The organism is Algibacter sp. TI.3.09 (genome assembly GCF_038154905.1).
Classification (GTDB): Bacteria; Bacteroidota; Bacteroidia; order Flavobacteriales; family Flavobacteriaceae; genus Algibacter.
The window spans coordinates 139,601-158,094 of sequence record NZ_JBAKAN010000004.1 but is presented as its reverse complement, the minus strand read 5'-3'; the positions used below and the strand labels follow the sequence as shown (position 1 = coordinate 158,094).

Below are 18,494 nucleotides of genomic sequence, written 5' to 3'. Positions count from 1 at the left end.
TTACTTCTAATAAATATAAAAGCCTCTCATCAAGTTTTAGACTTAATGAGAGGCTTTTATATTTTAATCATTTTGCAACAAACTTTATTCGGTTGTGAAGCATATTAATCTATTTTTAGAACTCAAAACACTTCTCATTATAAATTCATTTTAAATATTTAATACCAGTTGAAAAGGGATGACAATGTTACAATTCTTCATGTTTTAAGTGTATTTCATTTCTTAATAAAAAAAGATTTTTAAAAGACCCTAAGGCACTTTTATTCTTCAGAAAAAATGTAGAAGCATATATTAACAAAAATAATAGGCTGATATTTCTGGCGCACCATCAACATCAACCTATTATATTTACTTCATTATTAATTTTTTATTACTTCATTTTAAATGGGCTTTCAACCACTTAAACTTAGTAATAACATTCTGTTTTCTTAATAACTCGTTCTATCTATTAATATATATCCAACCTGTTTTTGGTTTAGAACCATTACCTAAATCTAGAACATAATAGTAGGTCCCAACAGGTAGCTCTTTTGCCTCGTTTATGGTTACCCTTCCGTTAGAAGTTCCATCCCAAGTATTAGAATATCCTTTGGCTTGGTAAACAATATTTCCCCAACGGTTATAAACTTCCAATTTATTATTCGGATAGTTTTCAATACAACTAATTAAGAAAAAGTCGTTATCGCCATCACTATTCGGGGAGAACTCATTATAAACTTCCAAACATTGCGGTGTAACAAAAGCGGTAGATGCGTTGTTTGATGTATTCATATCCATTCCACCATCTAAACTAAAAATAGTCGCTGTATTTAAATAATCTCCAGTACCTAGAACTTCAACTGTAATTTCTAAAAGTTGTATATCGCCTTCATTTAATACAGGCACCGTCCATTCGCCATCCGACTCAGAATAAGTTCCGGCCGTAGCTATGTAAGAGATAAATTCATATCCACTAGGAATAAAATCTTCGACTACAATATTATTTGCCGTTACAGAACCTTCATTGGTTAAAGTAATAGTAAAAACAACTTCGTTATTAACAACTGGTTCTGCCTGATCTACAACTTTATCAATACTTAAGTCTGAAGCACCTCCAAAAACACTTACTGTCGCATCATCTGGATCACCATCATTATCTACATCGGCATTTGTTGCATTATCTGGATCATCGGAATCTTCACGGATTGAAGTTGTTGAATTAACAATTGTTGCATCTACAAAAGCTGTATTAACTACGCTACCTGCATCAATATCTTCAACCGTTACCACATGCTCCGCGTTAGCTGTAAAGGTTTCTCCTGGCGCTAAAGAGGCCACAGTTGATGCACTTGTAAATATTGCATTAGTATCTGATAAAATGATATTTAATAAAGTAACATTACCAGCATTGGTAACTGAAATACTATACGTTAAAACATCTCCAATATTGGTATACGAACCAAAATCGACAGCTTTAGTTACATCTAAAATAGCCAATTGTGGCGTAACGGTTACTGTTGCATCATCTGGTTCTCCATCGCCATTGGTATCATTATCTGTAGTATTATTTGGATCATCAGAGTCGTCTGTAACTAAACCGCCTTTAGGATCTTCAGCATTTACAACTGCAGTATTTGTTACCGAACCTGTATCTAAATCACTTTGTGTAATAGTATGGTTTGCTCCTAGCATCATGCTTTCTCCTGGTGCCAATGTTGCGATATTAGCAGGAGAAATACTTCCTGCATCAGCATTGATATCAGAAATTACAATATCCGTTAAAGTAACATTACCTGTATTTACAACTTCTAAAACATAAGTAATAACTTCTCCTACACTATCCCATAAACCATCTGGCGCTAAATCGGCTGCTTTGGTAAGCGAGATTGCTGGTGATTGAGTAATATTCGTTACTGTTACATCATCCGGATCTCCATCGGCATTAGCATCAACATCTGCTATATTATTCGGATCATCAGAAATATCGCTTACCGTATTACCCAAAGCATCGATTGCATTTACATTAGCTGAGTTTGAAACCGTTCCGGCATCTAAATCTGTTTGCGTTAATATATGTGTTGCTGTAACAGAAACACTTTCACCAGGAACTAATAAGGTAATATTTGCTGGAGAAATACTACCAGCATCGGCATTAGCATCTGTTATTAAAACATTAGTTAATGTAATGTTACCCGTATTGGTTACAGTAATATTGTAAGCGATTTGCTCTCCAACACTATCGTAACTTCCATCGGCAGCCACTAAGGCTTCTTTAAGAATACTTATTTTACCTTCTATTGGTAAACTTGTAATGGTATCATCGTCTGGGTTTCCATCATTATTATCATCTACATTGGCTGGGTTGTTTGGATCATCAGAATTATCTGAAACATCATTTCCATCAGGATCCCCACCTGTAACCACAGCAGCATTTGTTATACTGCCCGAATCGATATCAAATTGAGTAATAGTATAAACAGCTGTAAATGTTGCATTATCTATTTGACCAGGAATTAAATCTATAGCAGCTCCATTTACCGCAACTAACGGATCTGAAATACTAATATCGGTAACGGTTACATTTCCTGAGTTAATCACTTCAAATGCATAATTAATAGTTTCACCTACATTGGCAAGACCGTTTCCGTTGGCATCATTAAAAGTTCCTGTTTTAGTTAAAGTTAATTCTGGGTTTCTAGTTAAACTTGTTACTGTTGGATCATCTGGATCTCCATCACCATTAATATCTACATTGGTTGGATTATCGGGATCATCAGAGAAATCACTAACATCGGTTACCGTACTTCCATCAATATCTTGACCTATGGCCAAAGCAGTATTTGTTAAATTACCAGAATCGATATCACTTTGCTGAATAGTATAAACTGCAGAGAAATTAGTATTATTTACTTGCCCAGGATTTAAATCTATTGGAGCACCCACAACACTTACAATTGGATCTGTAATTGTAATTCCGAAGATGGTTACATTTCCTGTGTTTCTAATATCAAAAACATAAGATATTGTTTCACCTGTCTGTGGAATTCCATCGGCATTTTCATCGTTAAATGTTCCTATTTTATATAATGATAATTTAGGATCTCTTGATAAACTAGTAACAGTTGCATCGTTATTATTACTTGTTGTTGGATCATCAGAATCATCGGTTATTGTGTTTCCTGATGGATCTGCACCCGAAGCCGTAGCCATATTTTCAACACTACCTGTATTAACATCAGTTTGATTTAAAACATATATTGCTGTAAATGTAGTACTATCCGTTTCACCTGGAATTAAAGTAATAGCACTACCTGAAACTGAAACTAAAGGATCTGAAATAGTTATCCCAGAGATCGTCACATTCCCTGTATTAGAAACATCAAACGTATATTGAATGGTTTCTCCTGCCTGAGCTAAGCCATCGTTATTAGCATCTATAAACACACCGGTTTTGGCGACGCTTAATTCCGGATTACTTGCTAAAGTTGTAACTGTAGCATCATCTGGCTCTCCATCTCCATTAGCATCGAAATCGGTAGCATTCGTCGGGTCATCAGAAGTATCTATCACATTAGTACCATTAGTATCTTCACCATTTACGGTTGCAGAATTTATAATACTACCAAGATCGATATCGGCTTGTGTAATAGTATAAACCGCATAGAATGTAGCATTATTTACTTCGGCTGGCATTAAAGTTATTGGTCCGCCATTAACCGTAACTAAAGGATCTGTAACCAAGATATTAGTCAGCGTTACATTCCCTGTATTCGTTACTGAAAAACTATATGTTAAAGTTTCATCTTTTTGCGGTATACCATCGCCGTTTTCATCATTAAACACCGATAGTTTTTCTAATTGCATTGATGCGTTTTGAGCAATGATTGTATTGGTTATATCGTCTGGTTCGCCATCTGCATTAGTATCATTATCTGTTGCATCATTTGGATCATCCGAATCATCGGTAACCACATTCCCGAATGTATCTGTACCAGAAACCGATGCTGTATTGGTAACTAATCCTGAATTTATTTCATCTTGAGTAATGGTATGTGTTGCCGTTAAAGAAACACTAGCCCCTGGCGCGATACTCAAAATAACTGCAGGCACAATACTTCCGCTATCGGCATTGGCATCTGTTACACTAACATTAGTTAAGGTTACATTACCTGTATTGGTTACTATTAATGCGTAAACTATTTGTTCTCCAACGGTATCATAACTTCCATCTGTTGCTGGTAAAGTTTCTTTAGTTAAACTAATACCGCCTTGTACTGGTAACGTTGTAACGGTAGCATCATCTGGCTCGCCATCTCCGTTAGCATCAAAATCTGTAGCATTGGTTGGATCATCAGAAGTATCTGTTACTCCACTTCCGTTTGGCGATTCACCATTAACTACAGCTGTATTACTTATGCTTCCTGAGTCGATATCCGTTTGAGTAATGGTATATACAGCCGTAAATGTAGTGTTATCATTTTCAGTTGGGTTTAAAGTTATTGCTCCTCCCGAAACCGTAACCAAAGCATCTGTTATAGTAATACTATTAATGGTAACATTACCTGTATTGGCAACATTGAAGGTGTAACTAATAGTTTCTCCTACTTGAGAAATACCATCGTTATTTTCATCTACAAAAACACCTGTTTTAGTCACACTCATTTTCGGGTTAGCCGCTAAAAGCGTTACCGTATCATCATCAGGATCTCCATCGCTATCCACATCGTTATTTGTTGGGTTATTTGGATCGTCTGATGTATCTGTCACAGCATTACCATTTGGATCTTGTCCTGAAACTAAAGCCGAATTACTAACACTACCCGAATTAATATCTGCCAATGTTAAGGTATAGGTTGCTGTAAATGTTGAATCGTCTCTTTCGTTTGGAAGAAGATCGATAGGGCCTCCGTTTACTGAAACCAAATTATCTGTTATTGCAATATTTGTTATGGTAACATTTCCTGTATTTCGAACATCAAAAGAATAACTAACAGTTTCACCTACTTCAGGGAAACCATTTCCATTTTCATCATTAAACTGAGATGTTTTTAATAAGGATAATTTAGGATCTTGTAATAATGTTGTTACCGTAGGGTCATTATTTGCTGATGTTGTTGGATCATCGGAAACTGCACTTACAAAAGTTCCTCTTTGCGAAGTTCCAGATACCGTTGCGGTGTTAGAAACATCTCCTGAATTTATATCATCTTGCGTTAAGGTGTAAACAGCAGTAAACGTAGTATTATCTATTTCGGTTGGCGCTAAAGTAATTGGTGCTCCCGAAACAGTTACTAAAGGATCTGAAATAGACACGCCGTAAAGCGTTACATTCCCTATGTTAACCACATCAAAAGTATAAGCTATAGTTTCTCCTACTTGCGCTACGCCATCGCCATTAGCATCAATAAAAACACCTGTTTTAGAAACAGCTAACATCGCGACTTCATCAAAATTAAATATAGTCGCATCATCTGGCTCACCATCGCCATTAGCATCAGTGTTTGTAGTATTATTTGGATCATCTGAAACATCGAGAACTTGATTTCCTTTAGGATCATTACCCGATACGGTTGCCGAATTTGTAATACTTCCTGAATCAATATTAGATTGAGTAATGGTATAATTTCCGAAGAACGTTGTAGCGTCAGAACCTGTAGGAGCTAAATCTATTGGTCCGCCATTAACAGTAATCAATGGATCGCTAATAGAAATATTAGTTAACGACACGTTTCCTGTATTAGAAACTGTGAAGTTATAGGTTAAAGTTTCTCCTTCTTGAGGAATACCATCGGCATTTTCATCATTAAAGGTTACTACTTTTTCTAAAGACATTGATGGTGTTTGTTCTAACACTGTAACTGTAGCATCATTAGGATCTGTTGTACTCGGATCATCAGATACATCTGAAACCTCAGTTCCACAAGGATCAAAACCAGATGCTATAGCACTATTTACAACTTCGCCTGCATCTAAATCAGCTTGAGTAATAGTATGCGATGCGTTAAAAGTAACTGTTCCAAAAGCTGGAATCGTATTAAAAGTTAAAGGTGAAATACTTCCTAAATCAGCATTTACATCGGCTAATGTTACATTACTTACTTCAACTTCATTAATATTTTCTACCGTAATTTCATATTGAATAACCTCTCCAACCGTATTATAACTTCCATCTGAAGCAGCTAATGTCGATTTACGAACTACAAGTTCAGCTTCCGGGCTTACGGTTACAATATATTGATACGGATCTCCAAGACATCCATCTGCTGATGTTGGCGTTATGGTATAAATTATAGTTTGAACAGCTCCTGAAGTATTTATTAAATTATCTATAATTGAATTTGCTGTTGAAACTGTTGTTGTTTCGCCATTCACATTACTGTTCTCGTTGGCCACCCATGAAAATGATGTTCCACTTAAATCAACATCCGTTGTTAAATCATGATTTAAAGCAATATTACTACACGTTGTACCTACAGGTAAAACAGACACAAAAGGTTCTGGATTAACAGACACTAACAACTCGAATGTGTTACCTTCACAACCATCAGAATTAAAAGGTGTTATAGTGTAAAGTATATTTTGAATTACTCCACTCGTATTCGTAATAGCATCTGATATAATTGTTCCGTTACCATTTGCAGCACCACTAACGCTTGTATTTGGAACAATTTCCCAAGTAAAGGTAACTCCTGATAATGATGATAAATTAGCTAAATCGTAATCCATAGAAACATCACTACATACCGTAACATCGGTATCCGTAACCTCTAAAGTTGCTGTTACATCTATAGTATATGTATAAGTGTAAACCGAAGTATTACCAGCACAATCTGTATAAGTAAATGTGTATATTTTTTCACCATCACATAACGGATCTTCATTTTCTGTAACAACAGGAATAATGTTATTTCCGCATACATCGATTACCACAGGAGCAGTTGGTTCTGTAGCATCTGCAACATCCATAACTGTACTCGAATCATTCGTTGGAACCACCGGTAAAGTCGTAGTTTCAATCGTATATGTGTAGGTATAAACTGAAGTATTATTAGCACAATCGATATAAGTAAAAGTGTAAACTTTATCACCTTCGCAAGCTGGATCTGTGTTTTCTGTTATTACAGGAATAATATTATTTCCGCAAACATCAGTTACTGCTGGAGCAGTTGGCTGAACTGCATCTGCTATACATTCTACAGTACTGGTTTCATTAGCAGGAACCACTGGTAACGTTGACACATCAATCGTATATGTGTACGTATAAACTGAAACATTATTAGCACAATCCGTATAAGTGAATGTGTAAATTTTATCACCTTCACATGCCGGATCTGTGTTTTCTGTTATTACAGGAACAATGTTATTGCCGCAAACATCTGTTACTGTTGGAGCTGTTGGTTGAACCGCATCTGCTATACATTCTACAGTACTAGTTTCATTAGCAGGAACCACTGGTAACGTTGACACATCAATCGTATATGTGTACGTATAAACTGAAACGTTATTAGCGCAATCCGTATAAGTAAATGTGTAAATTTTATCACCCTCACAAGTTGGGTCGGTATTTTCTGTTATTACAGGAATAATATTATTTCCGCAAACATCAGTTACTGTTGGAGTTGCTGGTTGAACCGCATCTACTATACATTCTACGGTGCTAGAATCATCCGTTGGAACGACTGGTAAGGTTAAAATATCAATCGTGTACGTGTATTGCCAAACTTGAACGTTATCAGCGCAATCTCTATACTCGTATTCCCAAACCATGTCACCTTCACAGGCTACTGCACTTGGAGTGGTTAATAAGGTTGGTACAACATCGTTGCCACAGTTATCTTGTATCGTGGCTGGTGCGCCTGGATTGGTGGCATCTGCTGGACAATCTACGGTACTACTTTCGTTAGCCGGAATGGTCATACCATCAGGCATGTCAATCGTGTATGTGTATCGCCAAACTTGAACGTTATCTGCGCAATCTCTGTACTCGTATTCCCAAACCATATCACCTTCACAAGCTACTGCTGTTGGAGTGGTTAGTAAGGTTGGTATCACATCATTGCCACAGTTATCTTGTATCGTTGCTGGTGCACCTGGATTAGTCGCGTCTGCAGGACAATCTACCGTGCTACTTTCGCTAGCCGGAATCGTCATACCATCAGGCATGTCAATCGTGTATGTGTATTGCCAAACTTGTACGTTATCAGCGCAATCTCTATACTCGTATTCCCAAATCATGTCACCTTCACAGGCTACTGCTGTTGGAGTGGTTAGTAAGGTTGGTATAACACCATTGCCACAGTTATCTTGAATGGTTGCTGGTGCGCCTGGATTGGTGGCATCTGCAGGACAATCTACTGTGCTACTTTCGCTAGCCGGAATCGTCATACCATCAGGCATGTCAATCGTGTATGTGTATTGCCAAACTTGTACGTTATCAGCGCAATCTCTATACTCGTATTCCCAAATCATGTCACCTTCACAGGCTACTGCTGTTGGAGTTGTTAGTAAGGTTGGTATAACACCATTGCCACAGTTATCTTGAATGGTTGCTGGTGCGCCTGGATTGGTGGCATCTGCAGGACAATCTACTGTGCTACTTTCGCTAGCCGGAATCGTCATACCATCGGGCATGTCAATAGTGTATGTATATTGCCAAACTTGAACATTATCGGCACAGTCTCTATACTCGTATTCCCAAACCATATCACCTTCACAGGCTACTACGGTTGGAGTGGTCAATAAAGTTGGTACGACATCATTGCCACAATTATCTTGAATGGTTGCTGGTGCACCTGGATTGGTGGCATCTGCAGGACAATCTACTGTACTACTTCCGTTAGCTGGAATGGTCATACCATCGGGCATATCGATGGTGTATGTGTATTGCCAAACTTGAACGTTGTCTGCACAATCTCTATACTCGTATTCCCAAACCATATCTCCTTCACAAGCTACTGCTGTTGGAGTTGTCAATAAAGTTGGTACAACATCGTTGCCACAGTTATCTTGAATCGTTGCTGGTGCGCCTGGATTAGTCGCGTCTGCTGGACAATCTACCGTGCTACTTCCGTTTGCCGGAATCGTCATACCATCAGGCATATCGATGGTGTATGTGTATTGCCAAACTTGAACGTTATCAGCACAATCTCTATACTCGTATTCCCAAACCATATCTCCTTCACAAGCTACTGCTGTTGGAGTGGTTAGTAAGGTTGGTATAACACCATTGCCACAATTATCTTGAATGGTTGCAGGTGCACCTGGATTGGTGGCATCTGCAGGACAATCTACTGTGCTACTTCCGTTAGCCGGAATCGTCATACCATCGGGCATATCGATGGTGTATGTGTATTGCCAAACTTGAACGTTATCGGCGCAATCTCTATACTCGTATTCCCAAACCATATCGCCTTCACAGGCTATTGCTGTTGGAGTGGTTAGTATGGTTGGTATCACATCATTTCCACAATTATCTTGAATCGTGGCTGGTGCGCCTGGATTGGTGGCATCTGCTGGACAATCTACTGTGCTACTTCCGTTAGCCGGAATCGTCATACCATCGGGCATATCGATGGTATATGTGTATTGCCAAACTTGAACGTTGTCTGCACAATCTCTGTACTCGTATTCCCAAACCATATCACCTTCACAGGCTACTGCGGTTGGAGTAGTCAATAAAGTTGGTATCACATCATTTCCACAATTATCTTGAATCGTGGCTGGTGCACCTGGATTGGTGGCATCTGCTGGACAATCTACCGTGCTACTTTCGTTAGCCGGAATCGTCATACCATCAGGCATATCGATGGTGTATGTGTATTGCCAAACTTGAACGTTATCAGCGCAATCTCTATACTCGTATTCCCAAACCATATCACCTTCACAGGCTACTGCACTTGGAGTTGTCAATAAAGTTGGTATAACATCATTGCCACAGTTATCTTGAATGGTTGCTGGTGCGCCTGGATTAGTGGCGTCTGATGGACAATCTACTGTACTACTTTCGCTAGCCGGAATCGTCATACCATCGGGCATGTCAATAGTGTATGTATATTGCCAAACTTGAACATTATCGGCACAGTCTCTATACTCGTATTCCCAAACCATATCACCTTCACAGGCTACGGCGCTTGGAGTTGTCAATAACGTTGGTACAACATCGTTGCCACAGTTATCTTGAATCGTTGCTGGCGCACCTGGATTAGTCGCGTCTGCTGAACAATCTACCGTGCTACTTTCGCTAACCGGAATGGTCATACCATCAGGCATGTCGATAGTGTATGTATATTGCCAAACTTGAACGTTATCAGCGCAATCTCTATACTCGTATTCCCAAACCATATCTCCTTCACAGGCTACTGCACTTGGAGTGGTTAGTAAGGTTGGTACAACATCGTTTCCACAGTTATCTTGTATCGTAGCTGGTGCGCCTGGATTAGTCGCGTCTGCTGGACAATCTACGGTGCTACTTCCGTTTGCCGGAATCGTCATACCATCAGGCATATCGATGGTGTATGTGTATTGCCAAACTTGAACGTTATCAGCGCAATCTCTATACTCGTATTCCCAAACCATATCTCCTTCACAGGCTACTGCACTTGGAGTTGTCAATAAAGTTGGTATAACATCATTTCCACAATTATCTTGAATCGTGGCTGGTGCGCCTGGATTAGTCGCATCTGCAGGACAATCCACCGTGCTACTTTCGTTTGCCGGAATCGTCATACCATCGGGCATGTCAATCGTGTATGTATATTGCCAAACTTGAACGTTATCAGCGCAATCTCTATACTCGTATTCCCAAACCATATCACCTTCACAGGCTACGGCGGTTGGAGTGGTCAATAAAGTTGGTATAACATCATTTCCACAATTATCTTGTATCGTGGCTGGTGCGCCTGGATTAGTCGCATCTGCTGGACAATCTACGGTGCTACTTCCGTTTGCCGGAATCGTCATACCGTCAGGCATGTCAATCGTGTATGTATATTGCCAAACTTGAACGTTATCTGCACAGTCTCTATACTCGTATTCCCAAATCATGTCACCTTCACAGGCTACTGCTGTTGGAGTGGTTAGTAAGGTTGGTATAACACCATTGCCACAGTTATCTTGAATGGTTGCTGGTGCGCCTGGATTGGTGGCATCTGCAGGACAATCTACTGTGCTACTTTCGCTAGCCGGAATCGTCATACCATCGGGCATGTCAATAGTGTATGTATATTGCCAAACTTGAACATTATCGGCACAGTCTCTATACTCGTATTCCCAAACCATATCACCTTCACAGGCTACGGCGCTTGGAGTTGTCAATAACGTTGGTACAACATCGTTGCCACAGTTATCTTGAATCGTTGCTGGCGCACCTGGATTAGTCGCGTCTGCTGAACAATCTACCGTGCTACTTTCGCTAACCGGAATGGTCATACCATCAGGCATGTCGATAGTGTACGTATATTGCCAAACTTGAACGTTATCAGCGCAATCTCTATACTCGTATTCCCAAACCATATCTCCTTCACAGGCTACTGCACTTGGAGTGGTTAGTAAGGTTGGTACAACATCGTTTCCACAGTTATCTTGTATCGTAGCTGGTGCGCCTGGATTAGTCGCGTCTGCTGGACAATCTACGGTGCTACTTCCGTTTGCCGGAATCGTCATACCATCAGGCATATCGATGGTGTATGTGTATTGCCAAACTTGAACATTATCGGCACAGTCTCTATACTCGTATTCCCAAACCATATCACCTTCACAGGCTACGGCGCTTGGAGTTGTCAATAACGTTGGTACAACATCGTTGCCACAGTTATCTTGAATCGTTGCTGGCGCACCTGGATTAGTCGCGTCTGCTGAACAATCTACCGTGCTACTTTCGCTAACCGGAATGGTCATACCATCAGGCATGTCGATAGTGTACGTATATTGCCAAACTTGTACGTTATCAGCGCAATCTCTATACTCGTATTCCCAAACCATATCACCTTCGCAGACTACTACGGTTGGAGTGGTCAATAAAGTTGGTACGACATCATTGCCACAATTATCTTGAATGGTTGCTGGTGCGCCTGGATTAGTCGCGTCTGCTGGACAATCTACGGTACTACTTTCGTTTGCTGGAATAGTCATACCATCGGGCATGTCAATCGTGTACGTAAAAGTATAAATGGCAACATTTCCAGCACAAACTGGATCCGTATAAGTAAAAGTATAAACCTTATCTCCTTCACAAACTGGATCCGCATTAGCTGTTATTACAGGTGTAATAGGTGATCCATTTGAGTCGTTTACCACTGGAGTATCCGGTTGCACTGCATCGGATGGACAATCTACAAAATCAGATTCATCTTCCGGAACCACTAATTGAGAATGCACTGTTACTTGATAGACGTAAACATCATTAATATCTCCACCTACATTTACTGAAATTGCATATTCAACAATTTGATCGACTCCAGATACATTAACTAAAGTATCCGCAATTAAAGTCGCCGAAGATGTAGACAAAGTTTCCCCAGTTACACTTGGATTATCTGTAGCAGACCAACTATATGTTTCTCCTACAAAATTATTATCATTTGTTAAGTCATGATTTAATGTTTCATCACTACAAATTGTATCTATTGGATGTATGGTAACAGTAACATCTGCCGTTGGATCTACAAAATTACCCGTTTTTGCATTACCTGCTGCTGTTACGGTATTTGTTATATCTGCTTGATTTGAAATATCTGCAGCCGTTACTTGATAAGTAGCTGTCCATGTTCCTGTTTCTCCCGGTGCTAAAGTATCTATTTCATTATCTGAATTATCAGCATCTGTTCCTGTTGTACTTTGCAAAGCAGGAGTCGTTATTGTTCCATCGGCTATATGAACATCAGCAATACTTACATTATCAATAGTGACATTATTATCATTAGTGACCACATAGGTATACGTTATGGTTTGCCCTTCTGTAACATTAAAATAATCATCTACAATTTTTGTAACAGATAAAGAAGGTGTGGAAATTAATGGCGTAACCGTAGGATCTGCTGCCGTAATTCCGCTACTAAAATTATCAGTTGTTGTATTATCATCTGGATCATCAGATAAATCTGTAACACTACCATTGTTTGGATCAATACTTCCTACTGTTGCTCTATTTACTACTTCCCCTTTATCTAAATCTGCCTGTGTAATAAAGTGAGTTACTGTAAATGTTGCCGTTTCTGTAGGTTGCATCGTATCAACTATACCATCAGAATTATCCGCATCTGTACCTGTAGTGCTAGACAAAACAATAACATCAGCATTTGGATCTACAATATTAATTTCAGTTAGAGTTACATTACCAACACTTGTTGCCACGATAGAATAAATAATAGCCTCTCCAACAGTATCATAGGCTCCATCTGCAGCTGTCAAATCTACTTTTGTAACTTGCAATTGTCCAAATTGAGGAATTGATACTACAGTAGCATCATTAGGAGCTGCAGTTGTTGGATCATCAGAATCATCTGAAACCGTAGTACCTTCAACAGGCTCTGTTCCACTAGCTGTAGCTGTGTTAGTCACGTTTCCATTATCAAAATCGGCTTGTACAATAGTATGTTGAGCTGTAAAAACAAATGACGCTCCTGCTGGTAGATTAGGTAAAGTAGCAGGAGAGATACTTCCAGAATCTGCATTTCCATCTGTTACCGTTACATTATCTAAACTTACATTACCCGTGTTAATTACGGTTATTTCATAAGCGATTACTTCTCCTAAAGCATCGTATAAACCATCTGAAGCTGGTTGTGCTATTTTTTCCACTTCTAAACCTCCCAATTGTTCAATTGGTGTTATAGTTGGATCGTCTACTGCATTATTTACATCATCTGGATCATCAGATACATCAGAAATAACATAACCATTAGCTAATGTAGCATTCGCTGTAGCGGAATTAACCACTTGCCCCGCTTCAATATCTGCCTGAGTAATAGTATGCGTTGCTATAAAATTAGCCGATGCTCCTATGGCTAAATTTGCAACTGAACTAGGTGTTAAACTTCCTGAATCTATTTTAGGATCGGTAATTGTAATATTCGTTAAAGCTGTATCCCCAGTATTTGTAACAACAAAATCGTAAGTAATCACTTCCCCTAAGGTATCATAACTACCATCTACAGCAGCTCTATCAATCTTAGTAACTTCTATTTCGCTATTTATAATATTTACATCTTCAGTTTCATCATCAAGTAAAACATCGCCTTCTATTTCTGTTTGTGTATTAGCAATAACATTGGTTACGGTAGTTGTTGCTGTTACTTCATTTACCGAAGCTACAATTTCTATAGTATGTATTTCTCCACTAAACATATTTCCAATAGTCCAATTAGGTGCCGACCAAGTTCCATATGAAGGTGTTCCACTAACAAAAGTTAATTCAGGAGGAAGTAAATCATTAATAACTAAATTGGTTACTTGGTTTATCCCTAAATGCTCGACGCTAATTGTAAATATAACGTTATCACCTTCTAAAACGGGTGATGCATCTACGACTTTAGTTAGCACTAATTCCGGATCGCAATTATATACGGATATAACCGCTGAATCGTAAGTACAAGTACCTCTCGTTACTCTCACAAAAAAATCTCCGGGTTCAGAAGGCGTATATATATTAGTTGTTTCACCTAAAATTTCCACACCATTTTCAAACCATTGATAAGCATCGAAACCACCTGTAACTTCCACAACATCTGCACCTGGCAAACAACCCCCACCTGTAATATCTAGCTCAACAGTTGGCACGGTATCGAAACCAGAAAAATAACCAGCAAGACCTGCGTTACTGCCAAAAGACATAAATGTACCAACCGCTATTGGTCCCGTCGATGTTACATCAACTTCACCTGTTAATCCATTTATAAAAAAAGTTTTCCAATCTGCTGTTCCAGCAACAGGTGTAGAAACCAAAGGTCCAACAATAGGCCCATTTCCATCGGTTACGCTTATATTTCCATCAGGAGTTGAAGTCGATGCTAAAATTGTTAAAGCAGATTCATTTGAATTAACACCAGCAATACGATGTATACTTGAAACTTCATCTAAAATATTTGGCAATAGACAATTTACGGGCGCTATAAAATTCATACCTAAAGTTTGTCTTCCAGACAAACCAGATAAACATTGATATGCATAAGCTTCTTTCGATGTTTGGATATACATATTTCCGCCTGCCGAATTCACAGACCAATTCGCTACTTCTAAATACTCTCCGTTATTAATAGTCCCCTGATAAACACCTCCAGCAAACACATCGGTTGCATTTTGAGTTGCCACTATAATAGCAAACTCTGTTTCATTACCTGACGCTCCATTTCCTCTTACAAAAACATAGTCACGTCCTAAAACATTTGTAGGTACAGGCTGATCTAGACCAACATCACGAGACCCAGATCCCGTTCTTACTCCAACATTTAAACCTCCTACACTTATTGCTATTTTTTTATCAGAAGTAAGCGTGGCTCCTAACCAACCATCAATATTTGCAGTGGTTGCGTTTTTCGGAGCTTCTATGACATAAGTTTGGTATTGTTGAAGTGTTATGGTTAAAAAATCTGGAGAACTAGCAGGAATACCGGATGGTTCTCTAAAAATACAACCAGGATCATAACCAAAAACAGTAACCGTTGTAGTCCCGGGATCTGTAGCCATAATACCTAAACTTGTAGATAGCGTACCATTGGAAGCATTGTTCGCAATACCTCCCCATCTAAAATCTGTTCCTAACGCAGCTTTTCCTTTTGATGTTAACGAACCGGCTTGCGCACCAGAACGCCCTCTATAATTAACGTAAAACTTTTGACCTCCAGGGGCTACAAACCGCAATCCTGCTGTTGATAAAGCTATACCTGTACTCACATTATCTATTAAAGTAATACCATTATCGCCATTACCTAAACTTAACCCTGTTGTAGAAGAATCTATAGTGTAAGGCGCCCCATTAGACAAGGAAATGGTTAAAGATGATGCAGTATTGGTTCCTATATAAACCTCAACATTAAATGTTCCTTCCGTTGCAGGTGTTGACAAATAAATAGCCTGCTGATTAATTGATTGATTATTGGTTCCTTGTTTTAATGGTGGTAAATAATGCTCACTATCTAACTGAGCAAAACTATTGGTTATAAAAAAAAGGAATACAGATATAAAGAGTAAAATTCTTTTCATGCAAGTAAATTTTGTAAAACAGCATTTTGCAAATTTTGGGGCGCTGCCAATTAATCAATAATACAGGGACTATTATAAAAATAACCTATTGTAACAAAAATAGAGCTAAATAATCTAGGAATGTAGCACAAACCCGACAAAACAATAGCTAATTGAAGAAAAGATACCGTTTTTAAAAGAAAAGAAGCGTGTTTTATAAAAATAAAACGAGTAAAGCCTTTAATTTTGAGTAAATAAAAGACTTAAATAAGCTAAAAAAGTATCAGAAATAATTTTAGAGAGAATGATTTTATGCCAATTTACAAATGCACAATTTTATTTTTAATGGCATAAAGCACTAAACCTATTTTATTTTTTACATGAAGTTTTTGGAATAAGGCATCACGATAACCATCGATTGTTTTGGGACTTAAAAACATTTTTTCGGCGATTTCTTTATAGGTTAATTCGGAGCAAACCAGTTTTATAAATTCTAGTTCGCGATCTTTTAATTGATAAACCGCACTATGCTCATCATTTAAAGAATTAACTAAAATACTAGACACCTCTTTGGTGTGATAGTATCCTGTAGAAATAACCTCTTTTAAAGCCGTTTCTAAAATTTCTTTTTCAACATCTTTAAGTAAATACCCCTTTGCTCCAGCTTTAAGCATTTTTATAATAGTCCCCTCTGCACCTTCCACCGAAAGGGCTATTACTTTTATCTGCGGATACTCTTTTTTTATAATTTCGGTAGTTTCTATACCATTTAAAATAGGCATATTAACATCCATTAAAACAACATCCGGAATATTACCCGGGAGTTTCAATTTATCTAATAATTCCTGTCCATTGTTACATTGGTATGGTACTTCAAACTTACTAAACGCATTAACGAGCCCAGAAATAGCCTGAGACAACAAAATATGATCTTCAACAATGACTACCTTGTATGGGTTCATGATTTATAATTATAAGTTATTGTTAATTGCGTGCCTTGGTTGGGTTTAGAAAAAATATTAACACCTGCGTTTACCAGTTGCCCTCTACTTTTTATATTCGACAATCCTATGCCCGAGAAATTATTAGGTTTTTCCATATCGAAACCTTTCCCGTCATCTTTGGCTATTATTAATAGCTCGTCCGTTTTATAATGTACCGTTACATCTAAATGTCTTGCTTTAGCATGCTTCATGGTATTAGAGAAAAATTCTTGCAAAATTCTAAATAATACTATTTCCGTTTTCTCATTTATTATTCTTTCTTCACCTAAAACCTCAATAGATGCTTTAATAAAATTAAGCCTATTAAAACGTTCAATTTCCTGAGTAACAGCTTCCGTAAAACGCATTAACTTTAAAGCCTCTGGATTGATAAGTTTAGATAACGACCTCAACTCTTTTAATCCCTTGTTTAGCGTTAGCTTTACATCTTCAATATTTTTAGGATCCTGAATCTGTATTTTGGCTAGCGTTAATAACTGCCCAATATTATCATGCAATTCCCAGCTTATATTTCTAAAAGTTTCTTCTCGAATTTCTATTTGAGTTTTAGCGATTTCCTGCTCAAATTGCTTTTCTATTTCTTTTTGCTTTAATAATAAAAGATTTTTTCTTCTGTTAAAAACAACAAATAGCGCTACAAGTATTAAACATAAAAAAACTAATGTAAAAACGGCAACTAATATTGCTTGTCCTTCTCTCCCCATATAAACCCGAAAATAAAACAAATATTCATCACTATACTTAAAACACTACTTATTTCTAGAATATACTTTAAATCTACTAACTCATAAAGGTAATTTCGAACTACACGGATAGGTATGTTTCCGGCTAAATAAAGCAAATAACCAACGCTAACCCAAAACATGATATTTGTTTTGATAAAAAGAACTTCATCGGTATTTAATACTTCTGAAAAATAAAAAACAATACTCGTTATTAAAAGCACAGATGCTATTAAATATGGAATAGTCTGTATTTGATTTAAGTAGTTTTCGAAACACATGTTTATAAAAAAACTTAGCACATAAATAGCTAAAAATATTTTAGTGAATTTCTTGTGTCGCTCTATTTTTAAACATTTATTGAATAATAAAAATAGAAATGAAAAGTTGATAAAATGAAAAACATTATAAATTACAACATTCACGGCAACTCCCATTCTTGTTAAGGTAAACCCTAAAAACTCATTGACTGCAGTGTACCACAATATCACTAAAAAATATTTTAAGAACTCCCGTTTATACTTATAGAAATAAAAAGATCCCACAATAGCAGCAAGAAGCTCTATATACTTTATTGAACTTCTTATTGTAATAAACGAAAGATCTAAAATCA

General features: G+C 37.8%; 4 protein-coding genes. All 4 read right to left on the bottom strand.

What is annotated here, in order from left to right; genetic code table 11:
- Positions 1–441 precede the first annotated feature (441 nt).
- The 4 genes from V6246_RS14095 to V6246_RS14080 all read right to left on the bottom strand — a co-directional run bounded on the left by V6246_RS14095 (position 442) and on the right by V6246_RS14080 (position 18,372).
- Positions 442–16,176 (bottom strand): HYR-like domain-containing protein, encoded by a 15,735-nt coding sequence (locus tag V6246_RS14095; protein ID WP_341561062.1) that lies wholly within the window; start codon positions 16,174–16,176, stop codon positions 442–444.
- A 299-nt stretch (positions 16,177–16,475) separates the two neighbouring features.
- Entirely contained in the window at positions 16,476–17,117 is a 642-nt protein-coding gene (locus V6246_RS14090) for a response regulator transcription factor (RefSeq protein WP_341561061.1), read from the bottom strand.
- Entirely contained in the window at positions 17,114–17,863 is a 750-nt protein-coding gene (locus V6246_RS14085) for a sensor histidine kinase (protein ID WP_341561060.1), read from the bottom strand. The genes V6246_RS14090 and V6246_RS14085 overlap by 4 nt, the downstream gene beginning before the upstream one ends.
- The gene (locus tag V6246_RS14080; RefSeq protein ID WP_341561059.1) at positions 17,836–18,372 is read right to left on the bottom strand and encodes a hypothetical protein; all 537 of its coding nucleotides are present in this window, start codon (positions 18,370–18,372) and stop codon (positions 17,836–17,838) included. The genes V6246_RS14085 and V6246_RS14080 overlap by 28 nt, the downstream gene beginning before the upstream one ends.
- Positions 18,373–18,494 lie beyond the last annotated feature (122 nt).